We start from the raw sequence: 15404 nt of genomic DNA, 5'->3' as shown, positions 1-15404 counted from the left end.
CCGCAGCCCCTTCGGCATCCGCGCAAGGAGCTCCTGATGATCGATGTCGCCACGCTGGTCGAGCAGGCCCGGGAGGGCCGGCCGCGGGCGGTCGCCCGGCTGATCACGCTGGTCGAGAACACCGCGCCGCAGCTGCGGGAGGCGATGGCCGCGCTCGCGCCGTACACCGGGCGGGCGTACACGGTGGGCCTGACCGGCTCGCCCGGGGTCGGCAAGTCCACCTCCACCTCGGCGCTGGTCTCCGCCTACCGGAGGCTCGGCAAGCGGGTCGGGGTGCTGGCCGTCGACCCGTCCTCGCCGTTCTCCGGCGGCGCGCTGCTGGGCGACCGGGTCCGGATGCAGGACCACGCCACCGACTCCGAGGTGTTCATCCGCTCGATGGCCACCCGCGGCCACCTCGGCGGGCTGTCCTGGGCGGCGCCGCAGGCGCTGCGGGTGCTGGACGCGGCCGGCTGCGACGTGATCCTGGTCGAGACCGTCGGGGTGGGCCAGTCCGAGGTGGAGGTCGCCGCCCAGGCCGACACCACCGTGGTGCTGCTGGCCCCGGGGATGGGCGACGGCATCCAGGCGGCCAAGGCCGGGATCCTGGAGATCGGCGACGTCTTCGTGGTCAACAAGGCCGACCGGGACGGTGCCGACGCCACCGCGCGGGAGCTCAACCACATGCTGGGCCTCGGCGAGGCCCGGGAGCCGGGGGACTGGCGCCCGCCGATCGTCAAGACCGTCGCGGCGCGCGGCGAGGGCGTGGACGAGGTGGTCGAGGCGCTGGAGAAGCACCGCGCCTGGCTGGAGGAGCACGGGGAGCTGGCCGCGCGCCGCCGCCGCCGGGCCGCCCAGGAGATCGAGGCGATCGCCCTGGCCGAACTGCGCGCCCGGATCGGTGACCTGCGCGGCGACCGGCACCTCGCCGCCCTGGCCGAGCGGGTCGCCGACGGCGGCCTCGACCCGTACGGCGCCGCCGACGAACTCGTCGCCGGTCTGACCACGGGCTGAGCCGGAGCCGCGCCCCTGCGGGGGAGGTCGGCCCGGCCGACTTCCCCCGCAGGAGCGGCGGAACCCGGACCAGCGGTCCGCCCCGCCGTGAACGGGTCGCGGCGGGGCGGGGGCGGGGCCGGGTTCGCGTTACGGGCGGCCGCGGAGGCCGCGGAGGTGTTCGGCGATCGGGGCGAGGGCCTCGTACATGGCGTCCAGCTGTTCCGGGGTGAACCGGTCGATGAAGTGGGCGCGGACGCTGCGCACGTGGTCCGGGGCGACCCGCTGCATGGTCTCCCAGCCCTGCTCGGTGAGGTGGGCGTAGAGGCCGCGGCGGTCGCCGGGGCACTCCTGGCGGAGCACCAGGCCGGCGCTCTCCATCCGGGTGATCTGGTGGGAGAGGCGGCTCTTCGACTGGAGGGTGGCGGTCGCGAGGTCGGTCATCCGCATCCGGCGGTCCGGGGCCTCGGAGAGGACGACCAGGATTTCGTAGTCGTTGATGGCCAGGTTGTGCGGCTGGAGTTCACGGCTGAGCTGGTAGTCCAGCAGCTTGGCGACCTCCAGATGGGCGCGCCACATCCGCTGCTCCCTGGCGGACAGCCAGGGGGTCTCCTCCTCGGGCTGCGGCGAAGGGGTGTCCGCAGTGTCGATCGTGTGCGTATCCATGCCCCTAGCATACCCGATTTAGTTCAATCTTGTACAAGTTTACAGGCCGAAACGTCGACCGAGGTCGCCCAGGTTACCGAGGCCCGGCAGGTTCGGATTCCCGCCGCCCTGCGCGGCCGGCTGGGACGGCACCCCGCCGACCGGCACGCCCGCCTCGGCGTCGACCTGGCCGACCGACCGCTCCGCCATCAGCTTCTCGCTCGACTGCAGCAGCACCTGGCCGGCGCCGACGAACTCGAACTGGTGCTCCTCGCCGGAGGCCCCGCCGAAACCGGTCAGCCGGCGCAGGCCGCCGATCAGCCCGTTCATGTAGTCGTGGTCGTAGTGGTGGCACGGCGCCGGGCAGTCCGCCCAGCCGACCAGCGCCTGCGGGTCCACCCGGATCGGCGGCTCGACGAAGTGCACCGGTCCGTTGGAGGCGGCGACGAAGCGGCCGGTGCCGAGCAGGGTGAGGAAGCCCGGGATGATCGACTGCTTGAGCCGCAGCGACGGGTCGAAGGCCAGCAGGTTGCCGGAGCGGACGGTCAGGTTGCCGTCGTCCAGGTCGTACGAGTTGAGGTCGAACGCCCGGTCGGCCAGCAGCAGCTTGCCGCGGCCCTCGGCGACCACCCAGTCCGACGCGTGCATCGGCGAGTTGAAGTGCTGCCCGAGCATCCGGTCGATCGCCCCGGCGCCGACGCCCCTGAAGCCGATGTCGCCGTAGTAGGCGACCATCTTGCCCTTCTGGAGGAAGTACGAGCCGTTCAGCTCGACCGAGAAGGCGTACGGGTTGACGTTGTCGCCGGCCGGCAGGCTGTGGGCGTCCCACACCACCGGCCCGGTGCCGCCGTGGCCGGTCGGCAGCGGGGCCACCGGGCCGCCGAACTGCTCCTGGGCGTACGGCTGTTGCCGGGGCGGCGGCGGGGGCTGCTGGGGGTGGGGCCGGGCCGGTGGAGGCTGGTAGCCGGGCGGCGGCGGGGGCGGCGGGTAGCCCTGGGACGGGGGCGGTGGATAGCCCTGCGGTGGGCCGTAGTTCGGCGGTACGGGCGGGACGGCGAAGCCGGGCTGGGTCGGCTGGTCGTGCGGCGAGCCGTACGGGGGCTGCGGCGGGTAGGACATCAGAGCTTCTCCTCGCTCGCCTGGACGTACACCGCGCCCTGCCCGGACAGTTCCAGCTGGAACGCCTCGCCCGAGCCGCGGCCGATCATCTCGCGCCAGCCGATCGCGGTGGAGAGCTTGTTGCGCACGTCGCCGCGGTGGGCCACGTACGCCTGCGGGTCGACGTGCACCGACTGGCCGGGGGTGATCGGCAGCTCGAAGACGCCGCCGTGGGCCATCACCGCGACCGACCCCTGGCCCTCCAGCCTGGTGGTGAACAGTCCCTGCCCGGTGACCTGGCCGCGGACCATGCCCATCACCCCGCCCTGCGAGCCCATGAACATGGTGGACTGGCGCAGCGTGCCCTCGAAGGCGAGCAGCCGGTCCGCCTCGACGAACAGGGTGTCGCCGAACAGGTCGATCACGTGGACGTGGTGGCCGCCGTGGCCGAACATCACCCGGCCCTGGCCCTCGACGGTCATCAGCGGGGTGTCCTCGTTGGCCACCCGCCGGCCGATCATCGACATCACGCCGCCCTGCCCGCCGGTGATGTTCGGCGTGAAGCGGACGTCGCCGCTGTAGGCGAGCATCGCGCCGCGCTGGCTGAACAGCCGCTGCCCGGGCACCACCTGGGCCTCGACCATCTTTCCGTTGATCTTCGTGAAGCCCATCAGACGTCGCCCCCGATGGTGACCCTCTCGGAGGGCTGGACGTAGACCAGGCCCTCGCCGGTGAACTCGATCTGGACGGCCTCGCCGCCGCCCTCGCCGATCACCGTGGTCCAGCCCGCGCCGGACTTCAGGCTGCGGTGCAGGGTGCCGGTGTGCGCCACGTACGCGCCCGGGTCCACCCGCAGCGGCATGCTCTTGTCCACCCGCAGGATGACGGCCGGGCCGTGCGAGGTGAGCGCCGCCCAGCCGTGGCCCTCCACCTTGGTGGTGAACAGGCCGTTGCCGGAGGACATGCCGTTCAGTCCGGTGAAGGTGGTGCCGGTGTGCAGGGCGGACTCGGTGCAGAGCAGGTTGTCCGACTCGACGTACAGCGTCTCGCCGTTCAGCCGGACCAGACTGATCTCGGTGGCCTTGTCCGCGAAGTAGCAGGTGCCCTGACCCTTGACCTCCATGACCGTCATCTTCTCGCCGGTCAGCCGGCGGGTGACCATGCCGCGCAGGCCGTCCCCGCCGCCGGTGAGCTTCTTGAACGTCATCTGCCCGGTGTAGGCGACCATCGAGCCGTGTCTCGCCTTGACGGCGTCCCCGCCCAACTCGACGGCGAGCACCCGCGATCCCTGGAGTCTGAACTGTGCCACGGCCGCAATCTAGTCGCTGCGGAGGTGGTCCGGGGAGGGTGCGCGGGGTGACTGGTACGGGGCTGCGACAAACGCGCGGCCCACGCCGGAGCGTGCGCCCCTGGTCGCGCCGGAGCGTGCGCCCTCGCTCAGGCCCGGGAGTGAGCCCCCTGCCCGGGGTGCGGAACGGTGCCGGCCGCCTCCTCGACCTCCAGCAGCGAGGCCGAGTGGCGCTCCGCCTCGAAGGCGACCACGCCGCCGCGCAGCCCGAACAGCCGCTTGGAGAGCATGATCCAGAGCACCGCCGCGATGTTCAGCACCAGGGTGCAGATCTTCAGCGCGCTGACGTGGTGGCTCAGCTCGTAGCCCTCCAGCGGCAGGAAGGCCGCGGTGGCGACCACCGTCAGGTACTCGGCCCAGCGCTTGTTCAGCCACAGGCCGACCGCCTCGACGATCTCGATCACCGCGTAGGCGAGCAGCGCGCCCGCGACGATCAGCAGGGTGCTCTTCTTGAAGTCGAAGGTCTTGCGGATCGTCTCGACGATCGGGGCGTGTTCGAGGTCCCAGTGGAAGTGCTCGGTGACCGGCCGGAAGATCGTGAGGTTCTCGTCGAAGACCCGGTGCACCGCGTCCTGGCTGTTGGAGAACTTCCACACGGCCCAGGCGATCAGGATGATCAGCAGTCCGCGCAGCACCCGCTCGACGGCCAGGAAGCGCAGGATGAAGAGGTCCCGCAGCGCCTTGCCGCGCGGCACCAGCGGCGCCTCGTCGGCCGGGCCGGAGCCGTGCGGGGCGCCCAGCGCGAAGTCGCCGCAGCGCAGGCAGCGCCAGGCGTCGCCGAGCGCGGTCGAGGCGTGCAACCGGGAGGCCAGCTCGGGCTCCGCCGGCGCGTAGGTGATGTGGCCGCGCCTGGCGCAGGTCCTGCGGTCCCAGTCGAGTGTGAACATGCGGTGTCTACCCCCGTGGTGTGCTGCGTCCGGCACCCGGATCGATGGGTGCGCGGGGCAGCAGGATAGGGGTTCCCGCGGACGGGCGGTCGCGCTCGGTGGCGTTCCGGAACACAGCTGTGACAGGGGGCCCGAGGCGCTGTGAGATCGGGCACGGAGGCCACCCCCGGCCAGGGGGCCGCGCGTGCGCTCGGTGATAATGGCCGGAAGGCTTGTGAGTTGCTTCACAAGCGTGCCGCGCCTCCGACCCCACGTATTGAGGTATCCATCGTGAACAGCAGCGCCGTCCACCGCCTGCGCCTGGTCTCCGGCCCCGAAGGGGTCTCCTTCATCCTGCTGCTGATCTGCTCGGTGCTGAAGCGGACCACCTCGTTCGACGCCGTCCCGGTGATGGGCATGGTCCACGGGGTCCTGTTCGTCCTGTACGTGGTCTTCTGGATCCAGGCCTGGCAGGCGCAGAAGTGGGACGCCAAGCGCGGCGTCCTGATGCTCGTGCTCGCGGTGCTGCCCACCGGCGGCTTCTTCGCCGAGCGGATGCTGGCCAAGGAGGAGCGGGGCGAGCTGAAGCCCGCCGCCGCCTGATCCCCGGCTTCCTCGTGGACGGTCGACAGGCTGCCACGGCCTCCTCTCCCAAAGGGCCGTGGCAGCCTGTCGCCGTTTCTTACCGGGGGTGGCTCGTGCCGCTCCTGCCGGCGGTGCCGCTCATGCCGGCGGTGCGGGTCCGGCCGGTGCTCGCGCCGGTGCGGTGCGTCAGTTGACGCTGACCCCGCTCCAGGCGGCCGCGACCGTGTTGTACTCGGTGCTGGTGGCGCCGTACAGGTCGGAGGCGGCCTTCAGGGTCGCGGTGCGGGCGGCCTTGTAGTTGGTGGTGGAGGTCATGTAGACGGTCAGCGCGCGGTACCAGATCGCGGCCGCCTTGGTCCGGCCGATGCCGGTGATCGTCGAGCCGTTGGAGGTCGGGCTGTTGTAGCTGACCCCGTTGATCACCTTCGCGCCGCTGCCCTCGGCCAGCAGGAAGAAGAAGTGGTTCGCGACGCCCGAGGAGTAGTGGACGTCCTTGTTGCCGACGGTCGAGGACCAGTAGTCGGCCGAGGCGCCGTCCTTGGAGGGCTTGTCCATGTAGCGCAGCGGCGTGCCGTTGCCGTTGATGTTGAGCTTCTCGCCGATCAGGTAGTCCCCGGGGTCGGCGGCCAGGTTGGCCGACCACTCGACCATGGTGCCGAAGATGTCCGAGGTGGCCTCGTTGAGGCCGCCGGACTCGCCGGAGTAGATCAGGCCAGCGGTGGCCGAGGTGACGCCGTGGCTCATCTCGTGGCCGGAGACGTCGAGGGCGGTCAGCGGGTTGGCGTTGCCGGAGCCGTCGCCGTACGTCATGCAGAAGCAGGAGTCGTCCCAGAACGCGTTGACGTAGTTGGTGCTGTAGTGCACCCGGCTCGCGGCACCGACGCCGTTGTTCTTGATGCCGTTGCGGCCGAAGGTGTTCTTGTAGTAGTCCCAGGTGGCCGCCGCGCCGAACTGGGCGTCCACGGCCGCGGATTCGCGGTTGGAGGCCAGGCCGTTGCCGAAGCTGTTGGTGGTGTTGGCGAAGAGCGTTCCGCTGCCCGAGGTGCCGCCCTTCAGGTCCGTGGTGGACTGGTTGCCCCGCGAGGCGTCCTTCAGCTGGTAGGAGGTGCCGCTCTGGGTGGTGGTCAGCGTGACGGAGCCGACGTTGACGCCCTTGCCGGTGCCGGTCGCGGTCTGCACCTTCTCGTCGGTGGAGAGCACCTTGCCGGTGGCGGCGTCGGTGACCACCTCCTGGCGGCTCGGGGTGCCGTCCGCCCGCTGGCCCTCGACCACCGTGCGGTGGGCGAGCCGCGGGGTGCCGTCGGCGGCCCAGACGACCAGCTCGGGGGTGCCGGCACGGTCGACCCGGCTGAGCGCCGCCTGGTCCTGGTCGGCGGTGAGGCCGACCGTCGCCCGCACCGCGGCGGTGGCCCGCTCGGCGGCCTGGGGCGCGGCGAGGCCCGGGGTCAGGCTGGGCACCGAGAGCTGCCCGGCGAAGGCCCGGTCGACGGACTTCACCGCGCCGTCGGCCTTCTGGTGGACGACCAGGTCGCCGCCGATCACCGGCAGGCCCGCGTAGGTCCGGTCGTAGCGCAGGTGGCGGGTGCCGTCCTGGTCCACCACCACGTCCTTGGGGACCAGCTTCTCCTGGCCGCCGAGGGTGAGGGCCTGGGCGACCGGGGCGCTCTGGCCGGAGGCCAGCGCGAGCAGCGCGGACTGCTGCTGCGCGGGCGAGGGGGTGGCGGCCTGGGCGGGGGCGGCGGCGATCTGGACGACGCCGGCCAGCAGGGCGGTGGCGGAGAGTACGGCTCCGACAGTCAGCTTTCGCTTCACGTACGGGGGTTCCTTCCACGAGACCCGCGGGTGCGTGCGGGTGCGCCGCGTACCGGGGCGCCGGGGTTGGCGCTTTGGGGGCGGTAGGGCGCGGACGTGCCGTCCCGTGCGGTTCCTGACCCTCCGCCGGAATCGGGTGGGGCGGCGAAGGGTTGGACGGGACTTGGTCAGAAGCATGACAATCGTTTGCAGGGATGGACAGGCCGCCTCCCGGGATTGGCAAGGAACCGCCAAATCCCGGTAAGAATGGTTCGGTTGCCGCCCGTTGCCCGCTTTCCGGCGGTTCGTTCCCCTGGCGGGAGCCCGCCAGCCGAACGGGCTTGACAGCGACTGCGGCGCACGACGCCCGGGCCCTCCCGCCGGAGGCCCCGGGCGTCCGATGCGCCGGTGCGGTGCGTCAGTTGACGTTGACCCCGCTCCAGGCGGCCGCGACCGTGCTGTACTCGGTGCTGGTGGCGCCGTACAGGTCGGAGGCGGCCTTCAGGGTCGCGGTGCGGGCGCCCGCGTAGTTGGTGCTGGAGGTCATGTAGACGGTCAGCGCGCGGTACCAGATCTGCGCGGCCTTGTCCCGGCCGATGCCGGCGATCGACGAGCCGTTGGAGGTCGGGCTGTTGTAGCTGAAGCCGTTGACGGTCTTCGCGCCGCTGCCCTCGGCGAGCAGGTAGAAGAAGTGGTTGGCGACGCCGGACGAGTAGTGGACGTCCTTGCTGCCGACCGTGGAGGACCAGGAGTCGGCCGAGGCGCCGTCCTTGGAGGGCTTGTCCATGTAGCGCAGCGGCGTGCCGTTGCCGTTGATGTTGATGAGCTCGCCGATCAGGTAGTTCGGCGGGTTGGAGGGCAGGTTGGCGTAGAACTCGACCATGGTGCCGAAGATGTCCGAGGTGGCCTCGTTGAGGCCGCCGGACTCGCCGGAGTAGTTGAGGTTGGCGGTGGCGGAGGTGACGCCGTGGCTCATCTCGTGGCCGGCCACGTCGAGTTCGGTGAGCGGGTGGGTGTTGCTCGCGCCGTCGCCGTAGGTCATGCAGAAGCAGGTGTCGTCCCAGAACGCGTTGACGTAGTTGCTGCCGTAGTGGACCCGGCTGGCGGCGCCGACGCCGTTGTTCTTGATGCCGTTGCGGCCGAAGGTGTTCTTGTAGAAGTCCCAGGTCACCGCCGCGCCGTACTGGGCGTCCACGGCGGCGGACTCCGCGTTGGAGGCCAGGCCGTTGCCGAAGCTGTTGGTGGTGTTGGCGACCAGCGTGCCCGAGCCCGAGGTCTTGTTCTTCAGGGTGTAGGTGGCCTGGCCGCCGCGGGTGGCGTCCTTCAGCTGGTAGGAGGTGCCGCTCTGGGTGGTGGTCAGCGGGACGGAGCCGACGAAGACGCCCTTGCCGCTGCCGGCGGCGGTCTGCACCTGCTCGTGGGTGGAGAGCACCTGGCCGCCGGCGGCGTCGGTGACCAGCAGCTGACGGCTCGGGGTGCCGTCGGTGCGCACGCCCTCGACCGTGGTGCGGTACGCCAGGCGCGGGTTGCCGTCGGCGGCCCAGACGACCAGCTCGGCCTTGCCGGTCTGGTGGACGGCGGCCAGCGGGGCCTCGTCCTTGTCGGCGGTGATGCCCACGGTGGACTGCACGGCGCCGGTCGCCTGGTCGGCGGCCTGGTCGGCGGGGATCTTCGGGGTGAGGCTCGGCAGCGCGAGGCTCGCGCCGGTGGCCTTGTCCACGGAGGTGGTCGAGCCGTCGGCCTTCTGGTGCACGACCAGGTCGCCGCCCAGGACGGGCAGGCCGGCGAGGGTGCGCTCGTAGCGCAGGTGGCGGGTGCCGTCGGCGTCCACCACGGCGTCCTTGGCGACCAGTTGCTCCTTGCCGCCCAGGGCCAGGGCGTGCGCCACCTTGGCGGCCTGGCCGTTGGCCAGGGCTATCGGGTCGACGGCGGCACCGGCGTGCGGGGCGGGGGCGGCGATGGCCGCGGTGCCCTGGACGACACCGGTGAGCAGGGCGGTGGCGGAGAGTACGGCGACTGCGGCGAGCTTTCGCTTCACGAACGAGTCCTTCCGGGAAACCGCGGTGGGCGCGGTCGCGCGGCGCTCCGGGGGCCGGGAACGGCACCTGAGGGGCGGAACGGGCGCTGACGTGCAGGTCCCCGTGCGGTTCGGAGCGGCTTCGCCACCGGTGGGTGGGGGTGGTGGCTACCGAACGGGGATGATCGAAAGCATGACAATCAAGCAAATCAAATGACAGGTCTTGCTCATCAATTGGCCAAGTCCCGCCAAGGTGAAGGATTGTGAACGAGCGGACAAAAGGGGCGAATCGCCCGGTCTTGCAGCGGGTTACCACCCGAACCGAGGCCTGGTGACGCGGCGGCGGGCCGCTCCGCCCCCAACCCCGGTGCGCCGGAAGCGCGTTGCCGCCGGTTCACACCGGCGCAATGTCCCGGTATGGACCTGGCCGTCCGATTGGCGGGATCCCGCCACGTGTTGCACTTGTCCACCATCGGGACGGCTGGTAGCACACGTCCCGTCCGCCGGTACGGTAAGGAGGTGGCCAAGCCCCTCGCTCTCGACTTCGACCCGATCGCCCGCGCCGACGAGCTGTGGACCCGCCGTTGGGGCGGAGTCCCCTCGATGGCGGCGATCACCTCGATCATGCGCGCCCACCAGATCCTGCTGTCCCGGGTGGACGCGGTGCTCAAGCCGTACGGGCTGACCTTCGCCCGCTACGAGGCGCTGGTGCTGCTGACCTTCAGCCGGACCGGGGAGCTCTCGCTGTCCAAGATCGGCGAGCGGCTCATGGTCCACCCCACCAGCGTCACCAACACCGTCGACCGGCTGGAGCGGGCCGGCCTGGTCGCCCGCCGCCCCAACCCGCTGGACGGCCGCGGCGTGCTGGCCGCGATCACCGGGCGCGGCCGCGAGGTGGTCGAGGAGGCCACCCGGGAGCTGATGGCGATGGAGTTCGGGCTGGAGGAGTACGACGCCGAGCAGTGCCGACAGGTGTTCGACCTGCTCCGCCCGCTGCGGGTCGCGGCCGGGGACTTCGCCGAGCCCGTCGGCGCCGAGCCCGCCGGGGCGGCGCCGACCGGATCGGCGGCGCCGACCGAGGGGGCTGCGAAGCGGAAGGCGTGAGGACGGCTACTCTCGTGTGAGCGGTGCCCGGATCCGGGCGTACCGGCCGACACTGCCGAGCGAGGCGAGGAAGATCATGAAGGCGACCCCCCTGCTGGGCTGGTACCGGGCCCTGGCCATCGCGACCGGCGTGGCACTCCTGGTGTTCTGCGGCTTCATGGTCGCGAAGTACGGATTCGACACCGCCAAGGAGGTGACCATGTACGTCGCGATGCTGCACGGCTACCTCTACATCGGCTACTTCGTGGTGACCTTCATGCTCGGGCAGAAGCTGAAGTGGCCGCTGGGCCGGCTGGTGCTCACCCTGGCGGCGGGCTGCATCCCCTTCCTCTCCTTCGTCTTCGAGCGCAAGGTGGCCGGCGAGGCCGCCGCGAAGCTTCCGGCGGGCTCCGGCGCCCGCCAGCCGGCCGGGGTCTGAGTCCGGCCGTCCGCGCCTCCGAGAGCGCCCCTCCCCGATCGCGGGGAGGGGCGCTCCTCCGTGTCCGCCGGGCATCCATCGACAACTGCTAGGACGTCCGAGTAAATTAGTAGGACGTCCTACTAGCTGTGCCGCCCACGCCGTGGCGGCCGTACGGAGCGGAGTTCGGGGTCATGGACGCCGAGGAGATCGAGCGCGGCCGGCAGCGCTGGCAGCAGCGGTACGACAGGGCCCGCAAGCGTGACGCGGACTTCACCACCCTCTCCGGCGACGAGGTCGAGCCGGTCTACGGCCCGCCCGCCGGGCAGGCCCACGAGGGCTTCGAGCGGATCGGCTGGCCGGGCGAGTACCCGTACACCCGCGGTCTGCACCCGACCGGCTACCGGGGCCGCACCTGGACCATCCGCCAGTTCGCCGGGTTCGGCAACGCCCAGCAGACCAACGAGCGCTACCGGATGATCCTGGACGCGGGCGGCGGCGGTCTCTCGGTGGCCTTCGACATGCCCACCCTGATGGGCTACGACTCGGACGACGCCAAGTCGCTCGGCGAGGTCGGCCACTGCGGCGTGGCCATCGACTCGGCCGCCGACATGGAGGTGCTGTTCGCCGGCATCCCGCTCGGCGAGGTCACCACCTCGATGACGATCAGCGGCCCGGCCGTGCCGGTCTTCTGCATGTACCTGGTCGCCGCCGAGCGCCAGGGCGTGGACCCGGCGGTGCTCAACGGCACCCTCCAGACGGACATCTTCAAGGAGTACATCGCGCAGAAGGAGTGGCTCTTCGCCCCCGAGCCGCACCTGCGCCTGATCGGCGACCTGATGGCCTACTGCGCCGAGGGCATCCCCGCCTACAAGCCGCTGTCCGTCTCCGGATACCACATCCGCGAGGCCGGGGCGACGGCCGCGCAGGAGCTGGCCTACACCCTCGCGGACGGCTTCGGCTACGTCGAGCTGGGCCTGTCCCGCGGCCTGGACGTGGACGTCTTCGCGCCCGGCCTGTCCTTCTTCTTCGACGCGCACGTGGACTTCTTCGAGGAGATCGCCAAGTTCCGCGCCGCGCGCCGGATCTGGGCCCGCTGGATGCGCGACCACTTCGGGGCCAAGACCGACAAGGCGCAGTGGCTGCGCTTCCACACCCAGACCGCCGGCGTCTCGCTGACCGCGCAGCAGCCGTACAACAACGTGGTCCGCACCGCGGTCGAGGCGCTGGCCGCGGTGCTCGGCGGCACCAACTCGCTGCACACCAACGCCCTGGACGAGACCCTGGCGCTGCCCTCCGAGCAGGCCGCCGAGATCGCCCTGCGCACCCAGCAGGTGCTGATGGAGGAGACCGGCGTCGCCAACGTGGCGGACCCGCTGGGCGGTTCCTGGTACGTCGAGGCGCTGACCGACCGGATCGAGCAGCAGGCCGAGGCGATCTTCCAGCGCATCCTGGACAAGGGCCGCGAGGACCACGAGATCGGCCCGATCACCTCCGGCATCCTGCGCGGCATCGAGGAGGGCTGGTTCACCGGGGAGATCGCCGAGGCGGCCTTCCAGTACCAGCAGTCGGTGGAGAAGGGCGACAAGCGCGTGGTCGGCGTCAACTGCCACCCGCGCAGCGTCACCCCCGAGCTGGAGATCCTGCGGGTCAGCCACGAGGTCGAGCGGGAGCAGGTCCGGGTGCTGCGCGAGCGCAAGGCGGCCCGCGACGAGGCGGCCGTCCGGGCCGGGCTGGACGCCATGCTGGCGGCGGCGCGCTCCGGCGAGTCGATGATCCCGCCGATGCTGGACGCGGTGCGCGCCGAGGCGACGCTGGGCGAGATCTGCGACGCGCTGCGCCAGGAGTGGGGCACGTACCAGGAGAACGCGATGTTCTGACCGGCCTCCGCCAGACCGCCGGACCGCCAGACCGGCCGCCCGGCCGCCCGTACGGATCCCGTACGGGCGGCCGCGCCGTGTCCGGGGCCGGTCAGCCGGCGGTGAGCGGTCCGAGCAGCAGGTCGGTGAAGCGGCGGGTCCACTCGGGGGTGATCGGCTCGCCGCTGACCAGGACGCGGTGCTCGACGGTGCCCGCGATGGTGTCGAAGATGATGTCGACCTCCTCGCGGGCCGCCGTGTCGTCGGTGTCCGCGTCCAGCTCGCCGCGCGCCTGGGCGGCCGCCCGTCCCTGGCGGACCAGCCGCTTCTGCGGGTCCACGATGGACTCGCGGATCCGGCGCCGCAGTTGCCGGTCGCGGGTGCCCTCGGCGAACAGCGCGAGCAGCGCGGCCTGGGTCTCCGGGCGGGCCAGCAGGTCGGCGAACTGGGCGACCACGGCCTCGATGTCGGACCGCAGGCTGCCGAGGTCGGGCATCACCAGCTCGTCGAAGAGGCTGGCGACGGCGTCCACCACCAGCTCGTTCTTGGAGGGCCAGCGGCGGTAGAGGGTGGTCTTGGCGACTCCGGCGCGGCTCGCCACGTGGCCCATGGTCAGTCCGCCCCAGCCGAGTTCGGCCAGGGTCTCGCGGGTGGCGTCGAGGATCGCGCGGTCGGCGGCGGCGCTGCGCGGACGGCCCTTGGCCCGGGCGGTGCCCGCGGGCTCCCGGGGCGGGCCGGCCCGCCCCGGGCACGTCCGGTCAGGGCTCTCGGGGCTGTCCGGGGTCCCTGGGGGCTGGGCGGCCGGCACCGGGCCTCCTTGCGATTTACTGGTAAGTAACTTGGGTGGGGCTGGTAACGGTAGCGACTGTTCGCCCGTTCGGGCAGCCGGGCACCCCGGGAAAGTGGGGCAGGTCACGTCCCCGAACCGCCGGTGGGGCTTGCGGGCGGGGCACCGGCTGCAGTTACGCTACGACTCGTAGCGAAAGCAGTGACAACCAGGCGCCGCGTCCCGTGGGACGGGAGCGGCGCGGGCGCGGGTGGGGATCCGCGCCGAACCGTCCAGGCTACCGGGGGAGGGGCGCCGCGCCCGGGAACCCGCACCGCGCGGCCCGCGCGGGGCGACTTTCCCGAGGTTGGTGCCCGCGAGCAGCGCGGACGGGGGAGGATGGTGCCATGCAGCCACGGAATTCGCGTCTCAACAGTGCCGCCCTGCGCGGTGCGGTCGACCTCGCCGCAGTGAAGGCGGCCGGCGAAGCCGCCCAGAAGGCCGAGCAGGCCCGGGCCGAGCGGGCCCGTCAGGCGGCCGCCGCCGACTCGGACGGGTCTGCCGTCGCCCAGGCCGGCCACCAGCTCGTCATCGACGTCACCGAGGACACCTTCGAGGCCGAGGTCGTCCAGCGCTCCACCGAGGTGCCGGTCGTCATCGACTTCTGGGCCGAGTGGTGCGGGCCCTGCAAGCAGCTCAGCCCGGTCCTGGAGGACCTGGCCGAGGAGTACGCCGGCCGCTTCGTGCTCGCCAAGATCGACGTGGACGCCAACCCGCTGCTCTCCCAGCAGTTCGGCATCCAGGGCATCCCGGCCGTGATGGCCGTGGTGGCCGGCCAGCTGGTGCCGCTGTTCCAGGGGGCGGAGAGCGCCGCCAACATTCGCAAGATCCTCGACCAGCTGATCCTGGTCGCCGAGCAGCGCTTCGGCGTGGCCGGCGGCGTCGCGGCCGCCCCGGGCGAGGCCGCGGCCGCCGCCCCGGAGCGCCCCGAGGACCCGGCGCTGGCCGCCGCGCACGACGCGCTGGACGCCGGTGACCTGGACGGCGCGATCCGGGCCTACGAGAACGTGCTCGCCGACGAGCCGGGCAACACCGAGGCCAGGCTGGGCCTGTCCCAGGCCGAGCTGCTGAAGCGGGTCGAGGGCCTGGACCTCCAGGCCGTTCGGGCGGCGGCCGCCGCCTCCCCGAAGGACGTCGGGATCCAGCTCCAGGCGGCGGACCTCGACCTGGTCGGCGGTCACGTCGAGGACGCCTTCGGGCGTCTGGTGGACACCGTCGGGCGGACGGCCGGCGAGGACCGGAACGCCGCCCGGGTGCGCCTGCTGGAACTGTTCGAGGTGATCGGCCCGGAGGACCCGCGGGTCGTCGCGGCCCGTACGGCGCTGGCGCGCGTGCTGTTCTGAGGCCGCGTCGGGCACGTCGCCCGGCACGTCGCCCGGCACGTCGCCCGGCACGTCGCCCGGCGTGTCGCCTGGCACGTCCGTTGACCTGCGGTGTCGTCAGGTGATTTGGCGACAATCCGATCGACGGGTCAGACGTTTACCAAATCTTGATTTCACCCGTGGGCGGTCACATCGTGTGACCGCCCACGGGTGTTTCGCTGGTGTTTCCAGCGGATTCCGCCGTCGCGTTCCCTCCGGGGTGTCACGCACGGTGCAACTCGGGCCGATTCCATGATCAGTTCCACCTGATGTTGCATTACCCGTCAGTAAGGAACCCCTTGTGCTTCGCCCGGGATTCAAGCACGATCGGCCACGCCCGGTCCCAGACTCCGACACCCGCCGACCCCGGTCGGCCTCGCGGAGCGCGGGATCCCCACCGGGTGATCCGCCGGCCCCGGCCGGCGGGAGGGAGGGCAGGGGGGTATCCGCGGTCCCACGGCGGTTCCTGTCCTTCGACCGGCCGCGCGGCCCTGCGCGGTCGCTGGTTGTCGCTCGGGGGTGATCGCCGATGTCG

14 protein-coding genes are annotated in these 15404 nt (G+C 71.9%); 6 read left to right on the top strand and 8 right to left on the bottom strand.

Annotated elements, in window-relative coordinates:
* Positions 1–36: 36 nt before the first annotated feature.
* A complete protein-coding gene (gene meaB, locus ACFRAR_RS29445) occupies positions 37–993 on the top strand; it encodes a methylmalonyl Co-A mutase-associated GTPase MeaB (RefSeq protein ID WP_380701624.1) in 957 nt (318 codons plus the stop codon).
* 129 nt (positions 994–1122) lie between these two features.
* Here meaB and ACFRAR_RS29440 read toward each other — a convergent pair whose 3' ends face one another.
* The 5 genes from ACFRAR_RS29440 to ACFRAR_RS29420 form a co-directional block, all read right to left on the bottom strand.
* Positions 1123–1638 (bottom strand): MarR family winged helix-turn-helix transcriptional regulator, encoded by a 516-nt coding sequence (locus tag ACFRAR_RS29440; protein ID WP_380701618.1) that lies wholly within the window; start codon positions 1636–1638, stop codon positions 1123–1125.
* A 39-nt stretch (positions 1639–1677) separates the two neighbouring features.
* Positions 1678–2490 (bottom strand): AIM24 family protein, encoded by an 813-nt coding sequence (locus ACFRAR_RS29435; RefSeq protein ID WP_380701622.1) that lies wholly within the window; start codon positions 2488–2490, stop codon positions 1678–1680.
* Between the two features lie 245 nt (positions 2491–2735).
* A complete protein-coding gene (locus ACFRAR_RS29430; RefSeq protein ID WP_380701616.1) occupies positions 2736–3386 on the bottom strand; it encodes an AIM24 family protein in 651 nt (216 codons plus the stop codon).
* On the bottom strand, positions 3386–4024 hold the full coding sequence (locus ACFRAR_RS29425; protein ID WP_380701614.1) for an AIM24 family protein: 639 nt from the start codon (positions 4022–4024) through the stop codon (positions 3386–3388). Before ACFRAR_RS29425 ends, ACFRAR_RS29430 begins: the two co-directional genes overlap by 1 nt.
* Positions 4025–4152: 128 nt before the next feature.
* On the bottom strand, positions 4153–4950 hold the full coding sequence (locus tag ACFRAR_RS29420) for a DUF2127 domain-containing protein (protein ID WP_380701612.1): 798 nt from the start codon (positions 4948–4950) through the stop codon (positions 4153–4155).
* A gap of 270 nt (positions 4951–5220) precedes the next feature.
* Here ACFRAR_RS29420 and ACFRAR_RS29415 point away from each other — a divergent pair, with 270 nt between their 5' ends.
* A complete protein-coding gene (locus tag ACFRAR_RS29415; RefSeq protein WP_380701610.1) occupies positions 5221–5532 on the top strand; it encodes a DUF3817 domain-containing protein in 312 nt (103 codons plus the stop codon).
* A gap of 168 nt (positions 5533–5700) precedes the next feature.
* On the opposite strand, the gene ACFRAR_RS29410 is transcribed toward ACFRAR_RS29415, so the two are convergent.
* Together ACFRAR_RS29410 and ACFRAR_RS29405 are read right to left on the bottom strand one after the other, a co-directional pair.
* Positions 5701–7326, bottom strand: a complete 1626-nt coding sequence (locus tag ACFRAR_RS29410) for a M4 family metallopeptidase (protein ID WP_380701608.1) — start codon at positions 7324–7326, stop codon at positions 5701–5703.
* A gap of 397 nt (positions 7327–7723) precedes the next feature.
* Entirely contained in the window at positions 7724–9343 is a 1620-nt protein-coding gene (locus ACFRAR_RS29405) for a M4 family metallopeptidase (protein ID WP_380701606.1), read from the bottom strand.
* A 498-nt stretch (positions 9344–9841) separates the two neighbouring features.
* Between ACFRAR_RS29405 and ACFRAR_RS29400 the strand changes: the two genes are divergently transcribed.
* The 3 genes from ACFRAR_RS29400 (at position 9842) to ACFRAR_RS29390 (ending at position 12703) form a co-directional block, all read left to right on the top strand.
* A complete protein-coding gene (locus ACFRAR_RS29400) occupies positions 9842–10426 on the top strand; it encodes a MarR family winged helix-turn-helix transcriptional regulator (protein WP_380701604.1) in 585 nt (194 codons plus the stop codon).
* Between the two features lie 76 nt (positions 10427–10502).
* The gene (locus tag ACFRAR_RS29395; protein ID WP_380701602.1) at positions 10503–10844 is read left to right on the top strand and encodes a DUF3817 domain-containing protein; all 342 of its coding nucleotides are present in this window, start codon (positions 10503–10505) and stop codon (positions 10842–10844) included.
* A 173-nt stretch (positions 10845–11017) separates the two neighbouring features.
* Positions 11018–12703 carry a methylmalonyl-CoA mutase gene (locus ACFRAR_RS29390; RefSeq protein ID WP_380701600.1) on the top strand — a complete coding sequence of 562 codons (1686 nt, stop codon included), beginning with the start codon at positions 11018–11020 and terminating at the stop codon, positions 12701–12703.
* Positions 12704–12794: 91 nt separating this feature from the next.
* Here ACFRAR_RS29390 and ACFRAR_RS29385 read toward each other — a convergent pair whose 3' ends face one another.
* Positions 12795–13490 (bottom strand): TetR/AcrR family transcriptional regulator, encoded by a 696-nt coding sequence (locus tag ACFRAR_RS29385; protein ID WP_380701598.1) that lies wholly within the window; start codon positions 13488–13490, stop codon positions 12795–12797.
* A 365-nt stretch (positions 13491–13855) separates the two neighbouring features.
* Here ACFRAR_RS29385 and ACFRAR_RS29380 point away from each other — a divergent pair, with 365 nt between their 5' ends.
* Positions 13856–14851: a tetratricopeptide repeat protein gene (locus ACFRAR_RS29380; RefSeq protein ID WP_380701596.1), complete on the top strand. Its 996-nt coding sequence runs from the start codon at positions 13856–13858 to the stop codon at positions 14849–14851.
* Positions 14852–15404 lie beyond the last annotated feature (553 nt).

It is taken from the genome of Kitasatospora sp. NPDC056651 (genome assembly GCF_042792155.1).
Taxonomy (GTDB): domain Bacteria; phylum Actinomycetota; class Actinomycetes; order Streptomycetales; family Streptomycetaceae; genus Kitasatospora.
This window is presented reverse-complemented; position numbering and strand designations above follow the sequence as displayed.